Below are 24,323 nucleotides of genomic sequence, written 5' to 3'. Positions count from 1 at the left end.
AATCATACAATTTAGAATTACAATCAGGACAGTCCATTTTCATTTCCTTTTGCTTCTTCAGTTAGCCAATTCACTAATTCGGTAAGAACGTTATTTGTTGCTTCAAGTTTATCTTCTAATTCTTCCATTTTCCTCTTTAATTCATAATCATCAAATGAACCCGAGATTCTTTTAGAGGAACGGGCACGCAATAGAATATCAAACAGTTCTGTTACTGCATCTTTTCTTTCTTCATCTGTGGCATCAAGATTGCCACTACAAATTTGAACAAAATTTATGAAACTTTCCTTAGCATTAAATTCCAAGTCTTGTGCTTCTTTATTGTTGATTTTGTTACCTTCCGTCTTGGCAATTTCTTTGTAATCGTCAGATGTGGGGAAGGTGATTTTGATTTTATTGTGTATGTACGCTAAAATGAATGCTTTAACCGTATTTTCTATTTCATCTTCGGTAAATATTGGTTTTTTAGTTTTAATTTGATCTTTTTTGGATTTGTTATCAAGTTCAGTCATTTTCAATATTTATCATAAGTTTTAATCCAATGTTCAATGGCTTCTTCTAATGCTTTACTGATGTTTCCTTTCTTCATACCCATTCTTTGATAAACTGCTTTTCTAAATTTTTCTTCCACATCATCATCTAATGCAATGTTTATTTTTCCCATACTAACAATGGAGAGATATATCTATAAAAAGATATAGAGTAATCTTTATAAATAGATATAACTCTATATGTAGATAGAGAGATATGGAGAAAATAAACCAAAGACAAGAGAAAGGAAAACAGATAGCACTCAAAAGCGATCTAATAAGAATTTCAGATTATCATTATCAGGTACATTCTCAAACAACTAACAGAGATTACCATGTTATCAGAACTGACGGAGTTTGGCATTGTGATTGCCCTGACCACAGATTCAGAAAAGTGTGTTGTAAACATATCCATGCAATAGAATTCTCTCTCAAAATCAGAGAAGAAGTACGAGAGAGAAACAAGATTACAATAGAGCCTATCAGTATAGATTCGTGCAGATTTTGTCATGGTAAGAATATTGTGAAAAATGGCATACGCAAGAACAAACACTATGCAGTTCAAAGATTCTCATGTTCTGACTGTCATAGAACATTTAGCCTCAATCTAGGCTTTGAAAAAATGAAACATAATCCTAAAGGAATTACCACAGCCATGCAGTTGTATTTCTCAGGAGAATCATTAAGAAACGTGGCTAAATCACTCAAACTTCTAGGCATGGAAGTTACTCATCAGACAGTCTACAACTGGATAAAGAAATACACAGAATTGATGAACCAATATCTTGACAAGATAACACCACAAGTAGGTGATGCTTGGAGAGCAGATGAGGTTTATGTTAAGATTCGTGGAGAATTGAAATATGTTTTTGCTATGATGGATGATGAGACAAGGTTCTGGATTGCACAGGAAGTTGCAGACAGAAAAGAAGGTCATGATGCACGTGGTTTGTTACAAAAATCAAAACAGGTTACAAAAACAAAACCAAAAGTGTTCATTACAGACGGTCTTGGAAGTTATGCAGAAGCATATCGCAAAGAGTTCTGGACACAAAAAAGATTGCATAGAACATTACACATCAGACATATTCACTTGCAAGGTGACATGAATAACAACAAGATGGAAAGATTGAATGGAGAAATTAGAGATAGAGAAAAAGTAATGCGTGGAATAAAGAAAAAAGATTCTGTCACATTAACAGGCTATCAGTTGTTTCACAATTACATTAGACCTCACAGTGCATTGCATAGCAAGACTCCAGCAGAAGTTTGTGGCATAGAGATTAAAGGAGAAAACAAATGGATAACTTTAATTCAAAATGCAAAAATAAAAAATTAAGAGTTTAGTGCTTCATCAATATCATCATAGGCTCGTAGATAGTATAGTTTGTTGTGTTCAATTTCTATTATGACTTCGCAACCATTAGGAAATCTTAGTAATGCAATTCCAACAGGAATTGAAGGGCATGATACTGTGTATTCATAGTCAGAGAGATTTTTGTATTTTACAATTTCTCTAATTGAATCTTTAACATATTCTTGAGAATCGTCTACTAGGTTTTCAAAATCTGTGTGGAATGGGTGTTCGTCTTTAAGATCTACTTCCCAATGATTCAAGATGTTTAATTACATTAGCAGGGGATTTAAAACCCATTGGTTTGCCTGATGTACTGATGGTTTTCTTCACTAATTCATCGTGTTTTGATGACCATTCTTTTTTGTTATCTTGTTCCATATCTGACCGATTTTTGGAAGTTTTAAGATTGTTTAAAGATTTCGGATTTTCCATATTCTTATTACACATTTTTTCTATAAAAATTCAATTCCATATTATCACTAGTGGCTACAAAATGATCATATAACATATAGATCATTTTTGAAAATGTACTTTTTCAAAATTAATTTTATCACATAATCATACGTGGACACGAAATATCGGTATACGGTACAAGTGCGGTACTCCCTAAAACTTAATCAACCGACTTTTTACGCCTAAATTATCCACCGTAGGTTTGACAGAACCTGTTCTAGAAATTGATCGTAATTTGGTAAAATTAACTAAAATCTGATTAACGTTTTCTACGTTTTTGACCTGGTTTGTTCTGACCTGGGACTCTTCCTAAAACAAATCTCTTTTTGAAATTATTCTTGTTTCTAAGACTAGAGTTTGTACCTACGATTTTTCTTCCTTCAACTTTAGGAGTCTGTCCTCGTACTTTACCTGCTTTAGTAAGCGAACCGTGAGTTGCCATGAATTAAACACTAGATTAGGAAATTTATGTATTTGGATGTCTACCAGTACTTGGCTTTAACAGTCTCAATGACTTTTTCGTGTTCTTTGCTCTTTCTACGTGCATATCTCTCCATTGCACCAAGAGGAACACCACCAAGTGAACGTGCAATTGCATTGAAAAAGTATCTCTGAGGTCCTTTAGAACCAGTTTTAGTCATGAATTTTTGGATACCATACTTGAAGTTGTGTTGCCATGTCTTGTAGAGAACACCGAGTTGAGCAGGAGTCATCTCATTTCCAATGTTAAAGAAGTCAGATTTCTCAAGCAAACCAATTGGAACAAATGTCAAGGCAGTTGCTGTAAACATTGATTCCGGCTGTTCTTGTTCTAGTTCATTGATTAATCTGATAGTTTCCCAAGAGTCTTCAGGGGTTTCATCATTATCAAGACCCATGATAAGAGTAAATGCAGGAATCCAATAGTCCTTGTTGAGTGTCTTTACACCTTCTTTTACAACCCAATGCCACTCATCTGGAGAATAAGGAGCAAGTTTTCTATCAGCGTATTTGCCAATTAATCTGAGACTACCTGTTTCAAATCCTGCTTGAACACCAATCATGTTGTCGGGTCCAGCTTTGATGATTTTTGATAGATTTGGAATTAGTTTTTCATCAGCAATTGCTCCTGCTAAGGTACCGTGTGTTGGATTTGTGTGTTCAACGCCGGTTGACATGATAGCAGTAAAGAGTTCCTCTAATGCTTCTCTGTTTGGTTCCATTCCTTTTGCAGTTCTTGGATCCATACCATAAACGAAAATATCATCACTGTGAATCCATGCAGATTTTGAACCACCCTTCTTTATGTTAACTTCAATTTCTTTTTTGACTTTTTCTGGAGAATAGTATCTCAATGATCTTAATGTAACATCACAAAACTTGCAACCTCTTCCACATCCACGCATTACTTCAACCATACCATGCATACTTGGTTCAACAATGTCAGGAATTTCTTCCAGTTCTGGTCTATCCCAAAAGTTTACAAATCTACCATGAAGTTTTTTTCCTTCTCTTTCAAATTCTTTAATGTTAACTTTGAAATCACTTCTCTTTCTGAAAGGATCCATGTTTTCAAAATCACCGTTAATCAAATAATTAAAGAATCTTCCAGCATGTCCATCGATTTCAGGAGCAATTCCTCCAAGTTCACCTTCTAAGATTGCATAAATTCCAAACTCTTCAATTTTAGCTGGATCATAATTGTATTGCCAGGTTCCAGATGCACCAGAAATTACTTTTGCTTTGCTTCCAGTCTTTTCTTTTGCAGCTTTAATTCTATGATGAAGTTCAGTGTTATAGTATTCATCATATGACATTTGTTTTCTACCATATGTGAAAGTCATAGTTACTGGACCCATTCCAAGAGGATCCATTTCATAAGTTCCTACAACTAGTGTTTCAGGTCCAATGAATTGTTCAATGTGATCTGGATGTGCAACAACAACATCTTGTCTGCTAAAACCATCTCTTAGAAGACCTGCTTCTAATTTTCTAAGTCCATAAGGTGCATAATTTGCAACACCATTAGTATGAGGAATATAATTACAGATAAAATCAAACAGAACTTTTGGAGTTACTTGTTTTCCAAGGATTTTGTGCCAAAAGCTCTTTGGATCTCGATTAGGGTCTAAAGCAGGGGCACAACCAAAAAACGTAGCAAGTGACAATCCCCTATATGGAGACATCAAAGTACGATCAGCAGTTAAGACAATCTTTGGAGTACCCATTCCCTTCACCGAAATAATTTTCTGATTTATTTTAAACCTTGCTGGTCGAACCTAATAATTCTCCAAAATTCCAGCCTTGTTTCTGTGAAAATGTCCAAATTCTTTGTTATTTGATAGATGATTGCCATCAAATACGGTTCCATCACGACAAACTAGGTCCTCTCCAACACAGCAGCTGCCACATATTCCAACTCCACATTTCATCATTCTTTCAAGGCTTGCCTGAACAAAGATCCCTCTAGAATGAGCAGATTGAACTGTTTTGTACATCATGATTTCAGGGCCACATGTATACACCCCATCAAATTTTGTTTCAGAAACTAATTTTTCTACCAAATCCGTAACATAGCCTTTTTCACCATAACTTCCATCATCAGTAGAAACAATTACTTTGTGAGAATTATTTTCTAACAATTTGTTTGCCAAGTCTTCGAAAAATACTTCATCTTTGGATTTTGCGCCAATCAAAACAGTAACATCGTCAGTGGGTTTTACAAATGTGAGTAATCTCATCATTGGAACAAGACCAGTTCCGCCACCAACTAAAAGCAATTTTCCTTGTTTTATGTCAAATGCATTTCCATAAGGACCTCTAATTCCTATTTGTCCTCCAACTTTGACGTTGAATAACCCAGTAGAAGAAGGACCATGTTTTCTAACAGTAAATGCAGCTTTGCCAGATTCTTGAGTAATCATTACACTCATTGGCAATTCATTTACACCGGGAATCCAAACCATGGCAAATTGTCCCGGTAAAACATTTGGCATTACATCATCAGAGAAAATTAATGTTCTAACAGTAGGAGTTTCATCAATTACTTTTTCAACTGTTACAATTGTTGGATGATTAAGATTTCTTTGCAACTCCCACCATTTCCTTTATGCTTGAATAGTTTTTACGCTTCATGTATTGTAGGATTCCAATGTTAATATCCTCAAAGACTCCAACCCAGTTATCACCTATCGCACTTCCAAGTTGTACTGCAGATGCACCTGCCAAGAAAAATTCTACAGCATCCTCCCAAGTAGAAATTCCTCCACATCCAATAATTGGAATATCATATTTTGAAGAAATTTCATACACACATCTTTGTGCAATTGGTTTTATTGGAGTTCCTGATAGACCTCCAAATTTGTTACTAAGAATCGGTCGCTGAGTTTCAACATCAATTGCCATTGAGCGAACCGTATTGATTGCAGTAATAGCATCAATTCCAGAATCAATTGCTGCACCAACGGTATTTAGATAATTACTTGTTCCCAATCCAACTTTGGCAATTACAGGAACATTAGTAGATTTTTTTACAGTAGAAACAATTTCTTTGACAAGTCCATGATCATCTCCTACTTCAAGACCAACTTGAGCAACATGGGGACATGATAAGTTCAGTTCATATGCCTTAACCTTGCAGTTTTCAAATTCTTTTAGCATAGTTTTAAAATCATCTGGAACAGAACCAACTAAACTAACAACAATAGGAACATCCTGATTTGGTTGAATCATTTTGGCAAAGTTAGCAGCACCAGGATTTGATAATCCAACTGCATTAATCCATCCTCCTCCCTTTACACTAAAGATTGTGGGATTTGGATATCCCTCCCAAGGAGCTATGCTAAGAGATTTTGTTACAACTGCACCAGCCCCGGATCTATGAAGTCGGTTAAACACATCTAGCGAAATTCCCAAAATTCCAGAGGCAAGCATAACGGGTTTGCCTAAATCAATTGGGCCTATGGATGTTGCAAGACTGGGCTCCACTTTGATTAATGAACTCAAGTTCGAATATAACAGTTGATTTGCAATTCTGGTACCTTTTTTAAAGGTGATTTAGATTGAACTAGTCATGTATTCTGTAATTTTAACAGAATTGGGAATTTCAGTTTTCAAAGAAGGCAAACTGGAAAAAGCATTTGAATTTAAGAATTCAGTTAAAGAATATCTTGAGATTAAAAATAAAGAAGCAAAACTAAACGAATTGATTAATTATTTGGGTTCAATTCAAAGAGGAGTTGCAGTAAGTGATGAATCATTACTGGTTATTTTGAAGAAAAGTTCAATTGATTCGCAATTAATGGATTCAGATGAGCTTGATAGAGTCCAATCATCAAAACCAGAAATAATTGTAGAATCAGGATTTGCAAGTAATCCTCAAGATGCATTAGGAAAATTAAGAGAGTTTGCTTTAGGAATTTCATCTTCAAAAGTTACAGAAGTTTCTGAAAGTCCAGATTTACATATCATTCAAGCAATCAATTCACTTGATGAAATTGATAAAATTGCCAATGCCCTTAGTTCGAGATTAAGAGAATGGTATGGATTACATTTTCCAGAACTTGATAACATCATTGACAGTATCAATGGATATGCACAAATTGTGATGGCAGGAAAAAGAGAATCATTAACTAAACAAGTTTTTGAAGATGCAGGTTTTCCTGAATCTAAAGTTGAGATGTTATCATTGATTGCATCTAAAAGTAGAGGAGGAGATATTTCTGATGTCAATTTAACAATTGTTCAATCAATTGCAAAACAAATTTTAGATTTTCATGAACTTCGAAAGAAGCTTGAAGATCATGTAGAATCAGAAATGGTTAGTATTGCTCCAAATCTTTCAGCAATTCTTGGAACTGCAGTTGGTGCAAGAATTTTAGGCAGAGCTGGCAGTCTCAAAAGATTAGCAGGACTTCCTGCAAGTACCATTCAAGTTTTAGGAGCTGAAAAAGCATTGTTTAGATCATTAAAAACAGGTTCACAACCACCAAAGCACGGTTTGTTGTTCCAACATGCAATGGTTCATGCAGCTCCTAGATGGCAAAGAGGAAAAATTGCACGAGCAATTGCAGCCAAGGCAGTAATTGCTGCCAGAATTGATGTTTACGGAGATGGATTAAACGAGACATTATTAGAGAAATTAAACGTCAGAGTTGGTGAAATTAGCAAAAAGTATGAGAATCCAACTGAAAAGGATATGAGAAAACCACAGTCATTTAGACGAGACGGTGGAAACTTCAGAGATAATCCTCGAAGAGGAGATGATAGAGGTGGAAGAAGAGATGATAGAGGTGGAAGAAGAGATGATAGAGGTGGAAGAAGAGAAAGTGGAGATTCCAGATATCAAGGTAGAAAGAATAGAGACAGACCAGATTCAAATAATAAAAACAAAAAGAGAAAGAAGTTTGGAAGAAGATAATCAATCTTTTTTCTGGATAAAGTCAGATGGTGAAAGAAAACTTGCTACTGAAAATTTAGTTCCAGGCAATCAAGTTTACAAAGAAAAACTAGTTACAAAAAAAGGAATTGAATACAGATTATGGGATCCATTTAGGAGTAAATTAGCTGCATCAATAATGAATGGATTAGATGAATTTCCATTCCAAAATAAATCTAAAATTCTGTATCTAGGTGCATCTACAGGAACAACTGTTAGTCATATTTCAGACATTGTAGGTCCAAGTGGAATTGTTTTTGGTGTAGAGCATGCAAGTAGAGTGGCAAGAGATTTTTTAGATAGAGTTGCATCTTATCGAAAAAACATTATTCCAATTTTACAAGATGCTAGAAAACCATCTGAATATTTTTCTGTTTTTGGGAAAGTAGATGTGGTTTATGTTGACATTGCTCAACCTGACCAAACAAAAATAGCTATTGAAAATTGTGAAATGTTTTTGAAAAAAGGAGGTTTCTTTTTCTTGGTAATTAAAACACGAAGTATAGATGTAACAAAATCACCAAAAAAAATTATTGAGGAAGAAATTGAAAAATTAAAAAGCAAATTTGAAATCATTCAATCAATTGATTTGCATCCATATGATAAAGATCATGGGATGGTAATTGCAAAATTCAAAAGTTAGTTTTTAGAGATTATGGCCTGAACAGGTTTCCAACTTTTACGCACAAATGTGGGCAAAGATTTGTTTTTTTGGAAATATTTAGTCACAAATTTCACAGTTTTAGAGTCAGAGGGATATCCACTGCCTAGATCATATGTTTTTTGCAATTTTTCAATAGCCAAATCCCTAGAAACTTTTGCAATAATTGATGCCGCTGAAACAATCACAAATTTACTGTCTGCATGATGATAGGATTTTATTTTATGATTGTCAGATAATGTAGAGATTTCTTTACCAAATCTTTTAGGATTAACATCACAAGAATCAACATATGAGGTATGAGGATCTAGTTTAGAAACGACTTTTGCCATATACTTTGCCTCCAATCCATTCAAACAATGTTTTTTTACACTTGCATCAATTGATCTAGGAGTTATCTTTGCTACATAGTAGTCATCTACTAGTTGAATAATCGACTTGTAAAGTTCTTGACGTTTTTTTGGAGATAGTTTTTTGGAATCTTTAACACCTAGCGCTGAGAGTTTTCGTAAATTTTTTTTCTCTATTGAAATACCTGCAATGACAAGTGGACCCAACATAGAACCACGACCAGCATCATCAATACCACAAATTTGCACGAATGTTGTCTTTAGACACAAGTATTAAACCATTATACAATTAAACAAAAGAGTTGGAATTTCCAGAAGAGAGTTTTGAAGAGATTATAGAAGGGAGTACAAAGATTATTGTTCCTAAAAAATCAATTACAGATAAAGTTCCACCAAAAAAGCCAGCATTCTTTAATCCCAGAGCAAAACTAAATAGAGATTTTTCAATAATTGCATATGCTGCATTTTTAAAAAATTTTGAAGGACCTAAAATATTCCTAGAGGGTCTTGCAGGAATTGGAGTTCGTGGTCTTCGAGTATCAAATGAATTAGAAATTGATAATTTGGTGATAAATGATCTTAATCCTACAGCCTTAGAAATGGCAAAACATTCTGCAAAACTAAACGATATTGAAAATGTAGAGTTTGTAGAAAAAGAAGTTTGTAGATTTTTGAGCAAGTATTCAAAGAAAGGTGAAAGAGGAACAATTGTAGATATTGACCCATTTGGTTCTCCAGCAGCATTTTTTGACTGTGGAATAAGGGCTACAATGCATGGAGGCATGTTATCTACTGCCGCAACGGATTTACAGGTTCTAAATGGACTTTTTCAGGCTGCCTGTAAGAGAAAATACGGAGGAATTACAGTTAGAGCAGAATATGGAAATGAAATTGCAATTAGATTAGTTTTAGGTTGTTTGAGAATGGTAGCAGCTAGATTAGGAGTTAAAGTTGTACCAATGTTTGTTGAAAGTGACATGCATTACTACAGAACATATGTGAAAGTATTCAATAAACCGGATCAAGAAGAAAATATAGGATACATTTTACATTGCAAAAATTGTGGACATAGAAAAATTTCATTAGAACAACAAAGTGAATGTGAATTATGTAAATCAAAAATTAGTCCTGCAGGTCCATTGTGGATTGGAAAAATATTTGACAAAGAATTTGTACAAAATATGCTTGATGAAATTTCAGAGTTGAGTGTAGATAAGATTTGTCAAAAAACTATTGAGAAAAATCTTGATGAAGCTGAACTACCTGGAACCTATTACACGCTTGATGAAATTGCATCTAAAACAAAATCTTCTCCTCCAAAATTGGAAAATTTGATTAATAAATTAAGAGAAAATAATTTTGTTGCTAGTCCAACTGCATTTAATCCAACAGGATTTAGAACAAATGCAAATATTTTAGAAATTACAAAAATTTTTCAGTCTATCCAATAAATCCAAGGCATACATAGTATAGTTCACTGCTCTGTTTTCTGCTTGCTTTTGGTTTTGTTAGATTTATTCTTGCAAATTTCTTTTTAACATAATCTTTGAATTCCATAGAGTATTCACCATCAAACACCTTGAACACAGCATTTCCTTTATGGGCTAAAACCTTGTCCATAATCTTTGTACAATCATAGTTAAGTGATATTTGCTTGGCATGATCAACTGACCAATTTCCACTAACCTTTGGAGAAAGATCACATATGACTGCATTTACTTTGCGTCCAAAATAATCCATTATTTCATCTACAACATGCTCATCTTCAATATTTTCACGGATAATGTGAGCCCCAGGAATTTCTTCAACATAGGACAAGTCAATCCCCATTACTTTTCCTTGGTTTCCTGCTAGTTTTACAGCCATTTGAGTCCAGCCCCCAGGAGCACACCCTAAATCAAGTACGTAAAATCCAGGACCAATCAATCGGTAAGACTGGTTTAATTCTTTGAGTTTGTATGCTGCACGACTACGAAAACCTTGTTCATGTGCAAGTTTTCTATAGTGATCTTTACGTGCATCTAATAATTTCATTTGGCCTTCGCAGGTTTTTTCATTTCAGCAATAACCCAATCTTCTATGAATTGGCAATTACGAGGACTAATTTCTCCTTCCAATGAACATTTTTGTTCAACAGGACATACCAAACATGGTGCATTTTCAATTGATTGAGTACTAATTGGAGTTTTCTTTAAAATTAGTTTGTAAGTCCATCTACCTTTTTCAAGAATTTTTTCACGGTTAATGGTTCCCATTCGTTCTAGTTTTAATGCAAGTCTTGAACCATCTCGACTAGTTAATTTTAATTTTTTCCAAAGTTCACTTTGGAACATCCCATCAGATTCACGTTCTGCCAAAATATCACAAACTTTGTTTGTCAATCTTTCCATGTCAACTTTTTCAATTTGGAAATTTTCAATTTCTTCATCAGAAAGTTGTTCTTCTAATTCTTCTTCTAGAGTTTTTTCAGCTTCTTTTTTGGCTTCTTCAATTTCTTTTTTGGTTAATTTTTTTTCTTTTGCTGGTTTGGCTTCAGCTTTCTTTGTTGTTTTCTTTGCTGGTTTGGCTTCAGCTTTCTTTGTTGTTTTCTTTGAATCTAAAACCTTCTTTTTCTTTTTTAATTCATCAAGTTCTGCCTTTATTTTTTCTGCTTCATCAATAAGAGAATCTTTTTTCTTTGCCATCAAATCACCCAATTTTTAAACTTAATTTAGTATGTTTCACCAAGAAGCCATTCCTATTTAACAGTAAATGTTTCAGAGATAGAAGTGGTCTTAAGTTGTTTTGAAACCATTTGAGCCTCAATCTTATAGGAACCTGGAGAATCAATCACCTTTGAAAATTCATCATCAATTGGAAGGGTACCACTTTCTCCATCAAAGCATTGTTTAAAAAATCCTCCTTGAGTTACAGCTTCACTTTTTCCAGTTGGATATATGGTCACATACAAATCTCCACAGTCAAAAGAAGAATCAGTAACTTTGATTTCTACTTCAACTGGTTCGGATGTAGAATATTGTTTAGAAAGTCCAATAATTTCAAGTGGGGAAGATGTAGCTACTGGTTTTTTCTCATGTGATGTGACTTTACCTTCATGAGACATTGGCCACATATCCAGTTCTCGGTCTGGTTTTTGAAGAATGTCAGCCATAACTGCTGAACCAAAAATTATTGAAAATATTGCAGGTAAAACAAATACTATGAAAACTCTCTTTGATGCCATTTTGATTTAGAATCTGTAATTCCCTTATATCTATTTAGCAAAAAGCAATTTTTGAGATCAATATGACGAATGAGTTAAATCGTAGCCGGCTAAATATCGCTAGATGCGACTTAGAAAATTCAGAGTTAGAGCATATCGTTGCATTCATGATTCTGGAGAAATCAATGTTGGAGATTTAGCTGCTTTTGTAGGAAGAAATGAAAGTGGAAAAACAACAATCCTTCAAGCATTAACTTTGTTAAATCGAGATGAACAAGTTTCTGAACTAGATCTTTGTGATGAGATGAGTGAAGAATTAAAGGAAGAAATTCGTCTTGCGGAAGGTGAATTTGAACTAAGTCAGCACGAAATAGAATTGCTTAAAGAAAAATTTCCGGGTTTACCAGAAATGAAAAAAATTAGACTTTACAGAACAAATCAAAATCCAAAAGTTCTGTATGAATTTGATGATATTGAATTAAAAGAAGATGAAGATAAGGGATTGAATTCTTGGGAAAATTTCTCAAAACAAATTTTAGGATTTCTTGATACTCTTCCTAATCATCTAAGAATTCAAGTAGATACAAAATTTTTTGACGGTCCTGCTCCTAAAAATCAAGAATTATTTGATAGCGGCATGGCAGAGTTTAGTAATCAATTTCACGTAATTGCAATTCAAGAACCTAAAGTCATTGAAGAATGGGAAAAAATCTATGAAAATCCTGAAAATCAATTTTCAAATTTGTTAACAGGTGAGAGTGAAAAATCAGCATTACAGAATTTTATTTCTTCAGAATTACATCCAAGATTTGTATACTTTTCAGATTATAAAAAAATCTACGGAAATATCAATCTAAACGAGTACCTTAGAGAAGAAAAAGGAGAACGAGCAGACTCTATTGAATTTGTTGAAGAGTTTGACAAGGCTGAAACTGTTCGTAATCTCTTCTATTTAGCCGAATTAGACATGAAGGAATTAGACGAAGTTAAAGAAAGCCCATCAAAATGCATCAAACTACTCAATGCAGCGAGTAATCGATTAACCAGTAAATTGAATCCGGCTTGGAAAGGAGATCCAATTCATGTGGATTTACGATACAATCCAGGAAACATCATGAGTGTTGTAATCTCAGATGTACACAGAGATGGAACCATAACAAACACAGGATTACTTAATAGAAGAGCGGAAGGTTTCAAATGGACATTTTCTTTTATTGTTAATTTTGCAGCTGAAACTCAAAGAGCTGAGCTAAAAGAAGCAATACTACTTTTAGATGAACCTGCTAGAAATTTGCATCCAACACAACAAATGGGAATTTCAGATTTGTTAAGTGATCTTGCAGGATCAAATCAGGTTTTGTATGCAACACACTCTCCATTTATGATATTTGATTATACGCCGGGAAATTTGTTGGTAGTAGAATTAGACAAAAGAAAACATCTCAGTAGAATCTTTTATGATTATTGGAATGCAGATGATAAGACATTAACACCAATTTTGTACGGCCTCTGTAGAGGACAAGTTGATTCTATTGTAGACAGAGAAATTGGAACCAACTCAAGACCAATCATAATTGTTGAAACAATGTCTGATTCAATGTATCTTAACGCATTTGACAAATTCTTGCAAGATCCAAATATCTCAATGAACCCTCTAAACATAATTGCTGCGTATAACAAAAACTCAGTTTTGCCTTTAGCAATTTTTTACAGAAATCATGGATACAGAACATTTGTTTTATTAGATAATTCTGAAGAATCAAAGCAAATTTCTGCTCAGTTAGTATCAAACGAGTTTTCACCAGTACAGACCATTTTCTTTGAAAGAGAGGGTAAAAAACTAGAGTCAATTGAGGATTATATTGTTCTAGATGATTATTTGCATGCAGTCAACCAGACCTATGAAATAAAATTAAGACAAGAAGGATTTTCAAATTTATCACCTCAAGATGTGTCAAGTAAAGAAAGCAATGGTACGGTAAACAAACTTAGAAAGATTTGGGCCGAACATAGAGAAGATGATTGGGGTGAATTTGATAATGAGGAAATCACCAGGTATATTTGTGAAAAAATAACATTAGAGGAAACAAGTTTCTTATCAGATAAAACTAAGGACCAATTTAGATCATTGTACAGATTGATTGCAGAAAGAATTAGACAATATCAAAACGTGGCTACAAAACCAGATCTAGATAAATTTCAGAAAGCCAAGGCTTGAGATTAATGAAGTTTGCTCATGAAAAATACTGAATTAAGAAATAACAAAATGGAAAAAATTCTTTAAGGTTTAAGTGAGAGATGAACAAATTGACGAATATGACAAAGTCCTCGATGAGAGGAATTTTCCTTTCAATTGTATTAATTTCATCAATTGCTATGTTAATAACAATTCCAGAAACTGTATTTGCTGACGAAGTTGAAGTTACCAGTATTGCATTAGAGGAAACAACGATAATTGAAGTAACTAATAACTCAAATGAAGATGTCAATACAATTAGGATTTGGTTGGGAGCAGATACGACTTTCAAATCATTTAAAACAGAAAATGGGTGGGTAGGTGAAAAAACTCCACAAGGAGTTATTATTTTTACTTCATCAGATGTAATCAAACCTGGAGATTCTGTAAAGTTTGGAGTTAAAACAGATAAAGTAAAACCTGGAATTAATTGGAAAGCATTAGACGATAAAGATAAACAAATGAAAACAGGTAAAGTACTCCCAAAAGATTTACCTATAGTTACTAAAAATCCAGAAACCCCATCACAGCAAAATGTAGAAGACAATCAAACTCCAGATATTCAAGAAGCAATGACCTCTGATTCTACATTTAGGATCATTCCTAAAGAACCCAATGTAGGTTCTTCAATCAGAGTTACAGGAGATCAATTTGGAGCATCACAAAATTTTGATTTCTACATAGACTCAGAGAAAATTGGAAGTTTTGTTACTGATGAAAATGGTCATTTCATGACTACAATGCAGATTCCAGATGATCAGAAAGCTGAGAGAGTAGATTTCATGATCAAAAATGAAGAAGGTGATGAAAAGAAAATCAGTTTAAGAATTGGAGAACCAAATGATAGGATTGCAGAATCTGATAATATCAAATTAACAATTCAAGGAATTCCTAATGTTATTCACAGAGGGGACTTTTTGGAAATATTTGGAACAGGACAGCCTGGAGGAGCAATTACAGGTGAAATTACTAATCCAGATGGAGAAATAATCAACGCACGTACTGCAGAAATTAACAGTAAAGGGGATTGGGAACTAGAACCAATTATCATACCATTAGATACGCCATTTGGTAAATACAGTGCAACAATTACAGATGGTAGAGAGGACAAAGTCAAACAATGGAGTGTTGAATCAGACAAAGTGATTTTGATCACTCCGACCAAATTAAAATATGATGCTGGAGAAATTATGACTTTTAATGGAACAGCATTAAAAAATACACAAGTAGAATTTATTGTTGAAGATCCACTTGGAAAAGAGATCTATTCAGACATTATTGAAACTGATGATTCAGGATTCGTTCAATTTGACTTTCCAACTACTCAAACAACATTAGAAGGAACTTACACTGTTATTGCATCACAAGGTAGTGATAAAGAATTCATTTTTGCAGGAGTAGGACAACTTCCTTCTATTCCAGTTAATTTAGAATTTGATCAATTAAATTACAAAGCAGGAGATATAGCTGAGATTGCTCTTACAGGAAAAGCATCAGAAATTATCTCCCTTTTGGTAATCAATCCTTCAGATAATCCAATAGGAGATGCAGAATCAATAACTCTTCAACCGGATGGAAGAGGAACTTACTTCCTTGATTTGGAAGGATATGCATCTGGAGTATATACTGCAGTGATTAGCAAAGGAAGTGCACAGAGTACAGAGATATTTACGGTTGGACTTCAAACAGGTTCAGGAGAAATCGAGGTAAATACGACAAAAATAGACTACATTCCAGGAGATTCCATTCTAATTTTAGGGGATGCAAATCCTAACGTTTTACTTACAATAACTTTGACAGACTCGGATGGAAATGATGTAAAAATTAAAGAAACATTTTCTGACAAAAATGGAAAAATTTCAGAGAGTTCATTCAGAATTCCTAGCGAGGCTACTCCAGGAATGTGGAACATTAATGTAAAAAGTGGATCCAACTTTGCAAATATCGAAATTGACGTATTAGCTGTTAGCACTGAAGGTATGATAATAAGCACATCAGAAGGTCTAGAAGTACCAGGAATAGGAGAAACCATCAATATAGACATTTTAGGTGCTGCTCAAACTGTCTCCATAGAAATAATTGCTGAAGATGGAGAAATAATTGATGAATTAGAATTCCCAGCTTCTGCTCAAGGGGAAATTCATCAACCATGGATCATTCCTAAAGATACTGAACCTGGAACATATACCATAAAGGCTGAAGATGCATTCAATTCTGCTGAAACAACATTTGTTGTAGAATAATTTCAAACAATTTTATTTCAGAATAATTGAATATTATTTATGAATCTAAAAAACAAAATTGCAGATTACCCAAATTTTCCAAAAAAAGGGATTTTATTTCGAGATTTTAGTCCAATTTTAAAAGATCCATCAGCAATGTCCTATATTGCAGATGAATTTGCTAAATATTTTCATCCAAAAGACATAGACGTTTTTGCAGGCATTGAGTCTAGAGGATTCATTTTAGCTTGTGTCCTAGCTACACGATACAACAAAGGAATGGTTATGATTAGAAAGGCAGGAAAACTTCCTGGAAAAACTACAAAACTCTCTTACACAATTGAATATGGAAAAGATACAATTGAAATTCAAAAAGACATTATAAAAGAAGGGCAAAAAGTCCTAATCTGTGATGATTTACTTGCAACAGGAGGAACTGCAAAAGCATCTGCAAAATTAATTGAAAAAATTGGTGGAAAAATTACAGGATTTGCATTCATTATAGAATTAACTGAACTTAATGGAATGAAAGGAATAACCAAATACGATTGTAAGGCATTGGTGAAATACTAATGGAAAAAGATGTAGAAATTGGAATCTTTGGCGGAACAGGAATTTATGATTCAGGATTGTTGGAAGATGCTAAAGAGGTTGACATTGACACACCATATGGAAAGCCATCAGACACAATAACAGTTGGAATTTTTAAAGGAAGAAAAATTGCTTTTCTTCCTAGACATGGCAAAAAACATTCAATTCCGCCACACATGATAAATTTCAAAGCAAACATTTGGGCATTCAAAGAATTAGGTGTTACCAGAATCATTGCACCATCAGCAGTTGGTAGTCTTAAAGAAGAATTAGAACCGGGACATTTTGTTTTACCAACACAATTTTTAGACTTTACAAAGTCAAGAGATGGTTCATTTTCTGAAAACGGAAGAGTTATTCACATTTCTGTTGCAGATCCATTTTGTTGTGAACTTCAATCAGCAATAATAGAGGCAACAAAGAATCAAGATCTGAAATTACACAAAGATTGTACATACGTCTGCATTGAAGGACCTAGATTTTCCACAAAGGCTGAATCAAGATTCTATAGAACAACTGGAGCTGACATTATTGGCATGACTCTAGTTCCTGAATGTCAACTAGCAAGAGAGGCTCAAATTTGCTATGCATCAATTTCCACTGTAACTGATTATGATGTATGGGCTGAAAAACCAGTTACAGCCAAAGAAGTTTTGGAAACATTATCTAAAAATGTTGAAAAAACAAAAAAAGTGCTGGTAGAAGTAATAGACAAAATTCCTAAAACTAGAAATTGTTCTTGTGCAAAAGCACTTGAAGAAGCAGAATTCTAATCATCTACAAAAGATTCTTTTTTCAAACCTTCAGGAAGAGTAAGATCACCTTGAAGAAGATTTTTCTGCAATAGCATAATCACTTCTTCAACATCATATCCTAATTTTTTTAATTCGGATTCTGTATCTTTTGATAATTTTGCACCAATGTTTTGTCCTCCAATTCTACCAAAAGCTATTGCAGTGAATCTAAATTCATGTTCATCTAAATCGAATTTTCCAGTAATCTTTGCAGCCATTTGACTACCATGTACATTGTTAATGTGAACTTTGAGATTCATTTCAAGTCTAAATTTCTACAGCTTTGTTGATGTTATTTTCTACCAAGAAACTCCAATGATCGTTATCTTTTATTTCATAATTTTCTACTGGGAGATCTAGTATTTTTTCATCAACAGTTTCAAATTTTATTGTTCCATTTTCTGGCAACTTAACTAATTTCCATTTGTCTTTTCCTTTTTGTGATTTACTAACTGCAACTCCCCACTTATGATCTGGTTTAATTTCAGGCATTCCTACAGTATCAGCTAATGCCTCAATACCTAATTGCTTTTCTTCACAATAGAGTTGTTTAGTGCTTGCTGAACGCCAAACATCAACAGAACCAATAGTTCTTTCATCAATGTTTATGTTGATTACTCCAAAATAGGTAATATCGTTAGCCAACAACGTAAGAATTCAATAGTTCTATTTAGTCCTTGCATCATCAAAGGGTTTTTCCAAGAATACCCCTATGTTATCAACTATTTTGTTTCGCTTAAATTCAAGATTTTCTCGTTCACACATTCGTCGGTACATATTCACAGCAGTGAATCTTGGATGCATTGCTTCAAACTCTGTTTCTGTAATGTCAATAAATGCACCAATTTTCATAAGATCATTAGCAGTTTCATTTGCATCCTCTAAAGAGATCGACAATTTTTCTGAAATTGTTTGTGCATTCATTTTTCCATTACAAGTCACCAACAAGTATACACGTGCTTGATAAGGAGTTAGTTTAATTTCAGAAATCAAGGCATTTTCAATTTGAGAGATTTCCACATATTTTATAGAGAATATGAGAATAAAAGGTGTTAAACTATTTCTTTATCAATAATTTTTTTGATATTTTAAGAGAAAATCCCATAGCAATGAAATGAATTACTCCACCTATGATTGCAGATGTAAGCATATTATCAGTAATCATCCAAGAAATAACAAATCCGATTAGAGAGGGAACTGTTAGAATAATAGCAATTATTGTACCTTTAACAAATATTTCACGTTTAGACAAGATACTAGATTTTTTATCATCTGACAATTCTGAAAATTGGTAATAATCGTAATAAAAACCAAAGATTAGTCAGAAAATATTGTCCAAAGCCCGAATAGAAATTTCAACTTTATTGGATAAAATTATTTTTCCAGAATCTTTCCAATAATCCTGTCTATGCATACTCCAGTTCTCTTTTCAATGTCATGCTCCCAAATTCTCAGTACAGACCATCCATCCCTTCTCAGTCTTCGTGTAACTTGTGCATCCCTTTTCATGTTCTTCTCTATCTTGTCCCTCCAGTATTTTTTGGAAGGCTTTTTCTTGTTTTGATAATTGTAGCCGTGCCAAAAATCACCGTCACAGAATATTGCAATCTTCTGCTCCTCAAGTATAAAGTCAGGATTCCCATACATCTTCGGATACATTTTGTATGCAAAGCCCAGACCCTTGAGAATTTCATTCATTTGAAGATCGATTTTTGTGTTTGTTCCCCTGATTCTAGACATGACCCATGATCTTTTTTCAGGAGAAAAAATGTCAGCCATTGAATATCTCATATCAGATAATTTGCATCAAGAATTAATTCCATACGTCCAACAATCGCGATTAATTTATCAAATTCTTGTAAAATTTGGCTTGCATTTTGCCAGTCTTGATCTTGATCTTAGCCTATAATTACAACATGGACATCTAATTCCTTCAAAATTAATCCATGTATCACACATCTGACATCTTTTTTGACCTTGGCCATATCTTGAACCTCCTATGGGTTTTTTTGCAGCAAATTGTTTACAATATCCGTTGCAATTAGGATGAGGTATAGAATTGCGATACATTATGCAACACTTGCTTGTAGTAAATTACGGTTCATGTTTACAAGATAACAAACTGAATGAATTTGTTCATCTGAAATGTTTCCACATTTGTGGCAGAAAAATTGTATTGCATCTCCACATACTTCACATTTTTTGTGAACTTCTAATTCCATGCCACATTTTCTGCATGAATCAATTCTCATTAATTATAGTAAGACATTTTTTGATTTAAACAATGTGAAAATTAGAAAGAGCTAATTAGACTGAGCTATTTTTTCTAAGTTTTTAGAATAGAAATTAAAAATTATTTTTGTGTTACATTGTGTTGCTACTATCTTATCAGTTATTTTCACTAAATGACTATGAGGTGAATTAATGAAAAAAATACAAAAAGTGGCAATGAGAAACAAAATCAAAAAGAATCACTAGTTTGTGCTTTTAACATTAGTAAAGGATGGTGACAAGTTAAGATGATGCATAAGATAAGAATTGACACATTCCTTATAGCCTAAATCAGCATAACGTAGTAGAATGGATGAAATGAAGAAGAAAAGTAAAACAATGTCATTTAGGCTCGATCCTGACCTAATTGATGAGATAAAGCGTGATGCTGAACTTGAAAAGACTAATGTCAACTCCCTTGTCTCAAAAATCCTCTCAAATCACATTCTATGGGAGAGATATGAGAGAAAATTGGGTCTTTTACCCATGACAAAGCCCTTTGTTGAGCATGCCATTAACAAAATGAAGAACGAAGAGATTGTTCATCTTGCTGAAGAAGTAGAAAAAGACACTTTTTCAGATATTTTGAATTTTATGAAAGGAGAATATACTGTTGAGGATTTTATTGAGATTCTAAGATCTTGGATCTATGTTGCATGGATGCAGCATGATGTTGCAAAAACAAAAGACGGCTATATCTTTAGAATCAATCATGATCTTGGAGAAAAATGGTCATTGTATGTTAAAACACTTGTGACAGAGTTGTTTCATGACATTGTCCAAAAAAGACTAGATGTCAAATCAACTAAAAATACAATCAAATTGACTTTTCCACACGAATAGTATCATTAATTGCATTTCAAATCAAGAACGCAAAGCCATTTCTTATGCTCTAAGAGTTTCTTGTTTGAATCAAAAGATACGCCGCATTCACATTCAAAAGCATCTGTTTGAAATTTTTTCATAAGTAATTTTTGTTTTTCTTGTATATTATGATGTAGATTATTTTGTGTTACATTGTGTTGCTACCACTATATCTATAATCACGAGAATATAGTAACAATGGATTCATACACGGAGGTGAAAACAAAGTAAAAATCTCATAGCAAAAACGTGGTTTGTGCTATGACATTTTTCTTTTTTTAAAATGAAACAAAATTTGATTAAAGCTATTATGAAAAAAGATCGTGACGCTTCTTTTCTAATAATGATGTTCGGTACTGTGATCTCAATTAAAGCAATAGCTGTTTGGTATTTGGTGGGAAACTAATGATGATACAAATTACTCAAAACTATGAGAGAAGATGCGAAGAACTGCTAGAAGACAGTCAATTTCGCTTTGTTGGAATAATCAACAAGTTAGGAAACCTAATTGCAGGTGGTTTTAGGAACGAAATTACCCCATTTGAGACCGAAGAGAAGAGCAGAATGATGTACATGCAGATGGTTCTTGAAGTTTCAATGAGAAAAGAGTTTGATGAGACACTTGGAGAAATTGACTACATTGCCTCAAAGAGAAAAAATGCATTGATGATATCAATTCCAATAAATGATGAATTACTGTTAATTTCTGTAAATCCTAAATCAAGTACTGAAGAGATAGTTGCAAAGGCCATCAAAGTATTCAAAAATTCAGAGGACAGTGATGGAGTATAAGAAAATACTAGTTCCTCATGCAGGAACAAAAGCTGGAAACAAGGCATTAGAGCATGCAAAAAATGTCGCAAAAGCACATGGTGCAAAAATTACAATTTTGCATGTAGTAGAACAAATTCCTACACCACCACTTGTCACATTTAGTATTGAGAGAAAAGAATGGGCAAAACAATTGTCTGCAGCTAGAAGAGAGATGAAACTGGAGATGCATAAAAAAATGGAGCATCTAGCAAAAAAGCTAAGAGCAGATGAAATTCCTACAAGTGTTAAAGTTCTTCACGGATATCCTGAAGAAGAGATTTCACGAATTGCAAACTATGAAAATTATGATTTAATTGTCATGGCAAAACGCAAAAAGCTTCCAGGATTCAAGGCAATTTTGAAGCTAGGAAGTGTATCACGTAAGGTACTCGAAGAGATTGCCTGCCCCATTATGCTAATTGATGGAGAAAAATAGATGCTAGAGAAATTACGAACCAAGATAGGTACAGAAGGTAAAATTTTTGAGGATTATGGCGGATATGAGATCCTAGTTCTAAACTCTGAAAAATTTCCTTGGAAGGATGTTTTTGAGATGTTAATTGACTCAGGTTTTCAAGTATGGATTGTAAAGAACAACTCTCACATTCAGATTGAATCAAAACCTGAGGTAAACTAATGATAAAAAATCATTATCTGTATCCATTCATCCTAGCTGCCATAGCAATTACAGTTAGTTTTGCAGGCTTGAATCCTGAGCAAATTGCTTCAGTAACTGTATTTGCATCATTGATTGTCGGAACTCTGCTTTTTTGGAGATTCAGGCTAGCATTTGCACTAGTTGGAATTGCAATTATGCTAGGATTAGGCCTTCTAGACACTTCTACTATGATAGAATTTGCAGGATTTGACATGATTCTATTTTTGGTAGGAATGATGATAGTAGTTGGATTCTTGGAGGAGAAAAAATTCTTTGAGCATCTTCTTGCAAAAATTATGCGAGGAGTTGGAAACAATCCAATAAAGTTAGTTGTCGTTTTGATGTTAATGTCTGCATTATTTGCAGCACTAGTTGATGAAGTAACATCTATTTTGTTTATGACTGCAACGGTTTTGCATCTAACTGGAAAGCTCAGAATCAGTGCAATTCCATTAGTGATGATGACAGTGTTTGCTACCAATATTGGTAGTAGTGCAACAGTAGTTGGCAATCCAGTTGGAGTTCTAATTGCAATGCGAGCAGATCTCACATTTATGGAATTTTTGAGATGGGCAACACCAATTTCAATTGCAGGATTGGCAGTAGCTATTCCAATATGTCTAGTCTACTTTAGAAAATACATTTCTGAAATGGGAGATGCTCTGAAAGGAAAATCAACAAAACAGATTGTAGAGCAAGAAGTAATTGCAGTTGAAGAATCTTCTGGAGTTCAAGAAGTAACTAAAACAAGTTTTAAGATTCCCTGGATAATATTTCTAGGAACGATTGCAGCACTTGTTTCTCATGGTCCAATGGAAGAAGCCTTGGGTCTTGAGAAAAATGTTCTTCTTCCAGGGGTAGCCTTTGCTGCTGCAGGAATTGTTTTGTTTCTAAATCATAGCAAAGCACGAGAGATGGTAGAAAGAAGAGTAGATTGGTGGACACTGGCTTTCTTCATTTTCTTATTTGCATCAGTTGGAACAATGAAAATGCTAGGAGTGACAACTGTTCTTGCAGAAGGATTGTACGATCTTAGTGGAAACGACGACACAAATCTGTTCTTTATCTTTGTTCCAATTACAAGTGTTCTGAGTGCATTAATGGATAATGTATTGGCTGTAGCCACTTTCATTCCTGTGGTTCATGAGTTTGGAGACATGGGAGTTGACAACTATCCGTTTTGGTGGGCTATGCTGTTTAGTGGAACGTTCTTTGGAAACCTTACTCTAATTGGAAGTACAGCAAACATTGTTGCAATAGGAATGCTTGAGAGACGAAAGAGAGGACATATCACTCTAAAGGAGTGGATCAAGCCAGGTGCAGTAATTTCTATTCCAACAATGGCTCTTGCAACAATAATGGTCTTCTTACAAATTCCGCTGATGCCATAATGGGCTACATGTGTAAAGGGATTTGTCATTTGACTAAAGCAAAACCATTGCCTAATGCTTTGAGATATTCTAACAATCATCGGTACTGTTCGTTTTGTTCATATTATTTTGAACCAGAAAGTGTCAGATGTCCATGTTGCAAAGCAATACTTAGAACAACTCCACGTAGAAAAAATAAAAATCAAAGAAAAAATAAACAGAAAAAAGTACAATTACAACAATAATTAACAAAGATCTAGTTTTTATTTTCTAATCAAATTTACGTAGTGCAATGCATTGTGCAGTACAAGGTGTTTCAGATACAACTAATCATCTTCGTCATTTTCATCTTCGTTATTTTGGTTGTCATCAGTTGTGTCTTCTGTTGATTCCTCTGTTGATTCCTCTGTAGTGTCATCAGTTGTGTCTTCTGTTGATTCCTCTGTTGATTCCTCTGTTGATTCCTCTGTTGATTCCTCTGTAGTGTCATCAGTTGTGTCTTCTGTTGATTCCTCTGTTGATTCCTCTGTTGATT

At 34.0% G+C, this 24,323-nt stretch carries 33 protein-coding genes; 13 read left to right on the top strand and 20 right to left on the bottom strand.

Annotation, left to right across the window (positions count from 1 at the left end; all coding sequences use genetic code 11):
- Positions 1–23 precede the first annotated feature (23 nt).
- Together Q0941_RS08815 and Q0941_RS08810 are read right to left on the bottom strand one after the other, a co-directional pair.
- Positions 24–512: a hypothetical protein gene (locus tag Q0941_RS08815; protein WP_299293118.1), complete on the bottom strand. Its 489-nt coding sequence runs from the start codon at positions 510–512 to the stop codon at positions 24–26.
- 2 nt (positions 513–514) lie between these two features.
- Positions 515–664 carry a hypothetical protein gene (locus tag Q0941_RS08810; protein WP_299293116.1) on the bottom strand — a complete coding sequence of 50 codons (150 nt, stop codon included), beginning with the start codon at positions 662–664 and terminating at the stop codon, positions 515–517.
- Positions 665–747: 83 nt separating this feature from the next.
- On the opposite strand from Q0941_RS08810, the gene Q0941_RS08805 reads away from it, so the two are divergent.
- On the top strand, positions 748–1,869 hold the full coding sequence (locus Q0941_RS08805) for a DDE-type integrase/transposase/recombinase (protein WP_299293114.1): 1,122 nt from the start codon (positions 748–750) through the stop codon (positions 1,867–1,869).
- Here the strand turns inward: Q0941_RS08805 and Q0941_RS08800 are convergent.
- The 6 genes from Q0941_RS08800 to Q0941_RS08775 form a co-directional block, all read right to left on the bottom strand.
- Positions 1,866–2,147 (bottom strand): hypothetical protein, encoded by a 282-nt coding sequence (locus Q0941_RS08800; RefSeq protein WP_299293112.1) that lies wholly within the window; start codon positions 2,145–2,147, stop codon positions 1,866–1,868. The genes Q0941_RS08805 and Q0941_RS08800 overlap by 4 nt on opposite strands.
- Positions 2,122–2,319, bottom strand: coding sequence for a hypothetical protein (locus Q0941_RS08795; RefSeq protein WP_299293110.1), 198 nt, complete (start codon positions 2,317–2,319; stop codon positions 2,122–2,124). Before Q0941_RS08795 ends, Q0941_RS08800 begins: the two co-directional genes overlap by 26 nt.
- Before the next feature lie 280 nt (positions 2,320–2,599).
- On the bottom strand, positions 2,600–2,782 hold the full coding sequence (locus tag Q0941_RS08790) for a 30S ribosomal protein S30e (RefSeq protein ID WP_299293108.1): 183 nt from the start codon (positions 2,780–2,782) through the stop codon (positions 2,600–2,602).
- Positions 2,783–2,822: 40 nt separating this feature from the next.
- Positions 2,823–4,547: a radical SAM protein gene (locus Q0941_RS08785; protein ID WP_299293106.1), complete on the bottom strand. Its 1,725-nt coding sequence runs from the start codon at positions 4,545–4,547 to the stop codon at positions 2,823–2,825.
- A gap of 51 nt (positions 4,548–4,598) precedes the next feature.
- Positions 4,599–5,411, bottom strand: coding sequence for a dihydroorotate dehydrogenase electron transfer subunit (locus Q0941_RS08780; RefSeq protein WP_299293104.1), 813 nt, complete (start codon positions 5,409–5,411; stop codon positions 4,599–4,601).
- Complete coding sequence (locus Q0941_RS08775) at positions 5,395–6,324, bottom strand: dihydroorotate dehydrogenase (RefSeq protein WP_299293102.1); 930 nt, start codon at positions 6,322–6,324, stop codon at positions 5,395–5,397. Before Q0941_RS08775 ends, Q0941_RS08780 begins: the two co-directional genes overlap by 17 nt.
- Before the next feature lie 67 nt (positions 6,325–6,391).
- Between Q0941_RS08775 and Q0941_RS08770 the strand changes: the two genes are divergently transcribed.
- A complete protein-coding gene (locus Q0941_RS08770) occupies positions 6,392–7,738 on the top strand; it encodes a ribonucleotide-diphosphate reductase subunit beta (RefSeq protein ID WP_299293100.1) in 1,347 nt (448 codons plus the stop codon).
- Positions 7,725–8,399, top strand: coding sequence for a fibrillarin-like rRNA/tRNA 2'-O-methyltransferase (locus Q0941_RS08765; protein WP_299293098.1), 675 nt, complete (start codon positions 7,725–7,727; stop codon positions 8,397–8,399). The genes Q0941_RS08770 and Q0941_RS08765 overlap by 14 nt, the downstream gene beginning before the upstream one ends.
- On the opposite strand, the gene rnhB is transcribed toward Q0941_RS08765, so the two are convergent.
- Positions 8,396–9,016, bottom strand: a complete 621-nt coding sequence (gene rnhB, locus Q0941_RS08760; protein ID WP_299293096.1) for a ribonuclease HII — start codon at positions 9,014–9,016, stop codon at positions 8,396–8,398. The two genes, Q0941_RS08765 and rnhB, sit on opposite strands and share 4 nt — an antisense overlap.
- Positions 9,017–9,069: 53 nt before the next feature.
- On the opposite strand from rnhB, the gene Q0941_RS08755 reads away from it, so the two are divergent.
- Complete coding sequence (locus tag Q0941_RS08755) at positions 9,070–10,218, top strand: tRNA (guanine-N1)-methyltransferase (protein WP_299293094.1); 1,149 nt, start codon at positions 9,070–9,072, stop codon at positions 10,216–10,218.
- Here the strand turns inward: Q0941_RS08755 and Q0941_RS08750 are convergent.
- From Q0941_RS08750 to Q0941_RS08740, 3 genes are read right to left on the bottom strand one after another with little or no spacing between them, the layout of a single operon-like run.
- Complete coding sequence (locus tag Q0941_RS08750) at positions 10,208–10,801, bottom strand: RlmE family RNA methyltransferase (protein WP_299293092.1); 594 nt, start codon at positions 10,799–10,801, stop codon at positions 10,208–10,210. The two genes, Q0941_RS08755 and Q0941_RS08750, sit on opposite strands and share 11 nt — an antisense overlap.
- Positions 10,798–11,451, bottom strand: coding sequence for a transcriptional regulator (locus tag Q0941_RS08745; protein ID WP_299293090.1), 654 nt, complete (start codon positions 11,449–11,451; stop codon positions 10,798–10,800). Before Q0941_RS08745 ends, Q0941_RS08750 begins: the two co-directional genes overlap by 4 nt.
- Before the next feature lie 53 nt (positions 11,452–11,504).
- Positions 11,505–11,990 (bottom strand): hypothetical protein, encoded by a 486-nt coding sequence (locus Q0941_RS08740; RefSeq protein ID WP_299293088.1) that lies wholly within the window; start codon positions 11,988–11,990, stop codon positions 11,505–11,507.
- A 103-nt stretch (positions 11,991–12,093) separates the two neighbouring features.
- Between Q0941_RS08740 and Q0941_RS08735 the strand changes: the two genes are divergently transcribed.
- From Q0941_RS08735 to Q0941_RS08720, 4 genes are all read left to right on the top strand, one after another.
- Positions 12,094–14,187 carry an AAA family ATPase gene (locus Q0941_RS08735; RefSeq protein WP_299293086.1) on the top strand — a complete coding sequence of 698 codons (2,094 nt, stop codon included), beginning with the start codon at positions 12,094–12,096 and terminating at the stop codon, positions 14,185–14,187.
- Positions 14,188–14,285: 98 nt separating this feature from the next.
- Positions 14,286–16,448 carry a biofilm-associated protein gene (locus Q0941_RS08730; protein ID WP_299293084.1) on the top strand — a complete coding sequence of 721 codons (2,163 nt, stop codon included), beginning with the start codon at positions 14,286–14,288 and terminating at the stop codon, positions 16,446–16,448.
- Positions 16,449–16,487: 39 nt separating this feature from the next.
- Positions 16,488–17,000 (top strand): adenine phosphoribosyltransferase, encoded by a 513-nt coding sequence (locus Q0941_RS08725; protein WP_299293082.1) that lies wholly within the window; start codon positions 16,488–16,490, stop codon positions 16,998–17,000.
- Positions 17,000–17,791, top strand: a complete 792-nt coding sequence (locus tag Q0941_RS08720; RefSeq protein WP_299293080.1) for an S-methyl-5'-thioadenosine phosphorylase — start codon at positions 17,000–17,002, stop codon at positions 17,789–17,791. Before Q0941_RS08725 ends, Q0941_RS08720 begins: the two co-directional genes overlap by 1 nt.
- On the opposite strand, the gene Q0941_RS08715 is transcribed toward Q0941_RS08720, so the two are convergent.
- The 7 genes from Q0941_RS08715 to Q0941_RS08685 all read right to left on the bottom strand — a co-directional run bounded on the left by Q0941_RS08715 (position 17,788) and on the right by Q0941_RS08685 (position 20,064).
- Positions 17,788–18,072: a hypothetical protein gene (locus Q0941_RS08715; RefSeq protein WP_367277488.1), complete on the bottom strand. Its 285-nt coding sequence runs from the start codon at positions 18,070–18,072 to the stop codon at positions 17,788–17,790. The genes Q0941_RS08720 and Q0941_RS08715 overlap by 4 nt on opposite strands.
- A gap of 7 nt (positions 18,073–18,079) precedes the next feature.
- Positions 18,080–18,457: a hypothetical protein gene (locus tag Q0941_RS08710; RefSeq protein WP_299293076.1), complete on the bottom strand. Its 378-nt coding sequence runs from the start codon at positions 18,455–18,457 to the stop codon at positions 18,080–18,082.
- Between the two features lie 21 nt (positions 18,458–18,478).
- Positions 18,479–18,832: a helix-turn-helix domain-containing protein gene (locus Q0941_RS08705; protein ID WP_299293074.1), complete on the bottom strand. Its 354-nt coding sequence runs from the start codon at positions 18,830–18,832 to the stop codon at positions 18,479–18,481.
- Between the two features lie 37 nt (positions 18,833–18,869).
- On the bottom strand, positions 18,870–19,091 hold the full coding sequence (locus Q0941_RS08700) for a hypothetical protein (protein ID WP_299293072.1): 222 nt from the start codon (positions 19,089–19,091) through the stop codon (positions 18,870–18,872).
- Between the two features lie 95 nt (positions 19,092–19,186).
- Positions 19,187–19,591, bottom strand: coding sequence for a very short patch repair endonuclease (locus Q0941_RS08695; protein ID WP_299293070.1), 405 nt, complete (start codon positions 19,589–19,591; stop codon positions 19,187–19,189).
- Positions 19,592–19,660: 69 nt separating this feature from the next.
- Entirely contained in the window at positions 19,661–19,882 is a 222-nt protein-coding gene (locus Q0941_RS08690) for a hypothetical protein (protein ID WP_299293068.1), read from the bottom strand.
- Positions 19,882–20,064: a hypothetical protein gene (locus tag Q0941_RS08685; RefSeq protein WP_299293066.1), complete on the bottom strand. Its 183-nt coding sequence runs from the start codon at positions 20,062–20,064 to the stop codon at positions 19,882–19,884. Before Q0941_RS08685 ends, Q0941_RS08690 begins: the two co-directional genes overlap by 1 nt.
- 328 nt (positions 20,065–20,392) lie before the next feature.
- Between Q0941_RS08685 and Q0941_RS08680 the strand changes: the two genes are divergently transcribed.
- The 5 genes from Q0941_RS08680 (at position 20,393) to Q0941_RS08660 (ending at position 23,809) form a co-directional block, all read left to right on the top strand.
- A complete protein-coding gene (locus Q0941_RS08680) occupies positions 20,393–20,926 on the top strand; it encodes a hypothetical protein (protein WP_299293064.1) in 534 nt (177 codons plus the stop codon).
- Between the two features lie 426 nt (positions 20,927–21,352).
- The gene (locus Q0941_RS08675) at positions 21,353–21,739 is read left to right on the top strand and encodes a DUF6659 family protein (protein ID WP_299293062.1); all 387 of its coding nucleotides are present in this window, start codon (positions 21,353–21,355) and stop codon (positions 21,737–21,739) included.
- Positions 21,729–22,196 carry a universal stress protein gene (locus tag Q0941_RS08670; RefSeq protein ID WP_299293060.1) on the top strand — a complete coding sequence of 156 codons (468 nt, stop codon included), beginning with the start codon at positions 21,729–21,731 and terminating at the stop codon, positions 22,194–22,196. The genes Q0941_RS08675 and Q0941_RS08670 overlap by 11 nt, the downstream gene beginning before the upstream one ends.
- A complete protein-coding gene (locus Q0941_RS08665) occupies positions 22,197–22,397 on the top strand; it encodes a hypothetical protein (protein ID WP_299293058.1) in 201 nt (66 codons plus the stop codon).
- Complete coding sequence (locus tag Q0941_RS08660) at positions 22,397–23,809, top strand: SLC13 family permease (RefSeq protein WP_299293056.1); 1,413 nt, start codon at positions 22,397–22,399, stop codon at positions 23,807–23,809. Before Q0941_RS08665 ends, Q0941_RS08660 begins: the two co-directional genes overlap by 1 nt.
- 305 nt (positions 23,810–24,114) lie before the next feature.
- On the opposite strand, the gene Q0941_RS08655 is transcribed toward Q0941_RS08660, so the two are convergent.
- The coding region (locus Q0941_RS08655; protein WP_299293055.1) for a hypothetical protein at positions 24,115–24,323 on the bottom strand (209 nt) is incomplete at its 5' end.

Origin of the sequence: Candidatus Nitrosopumilus sp. (assembly GCF_028278985.1) — an archaeon.
GTDB lineage: Archaea > Thermoproteota > Nitrososphaeria > Nitrososphaerales > Nitrosopumilaceae > Nitrosopumilus.
Note: the sequence above shows the minus strand (reverse complement) of the source record. Positions and strands in the feature narration are given on the sequence as shown.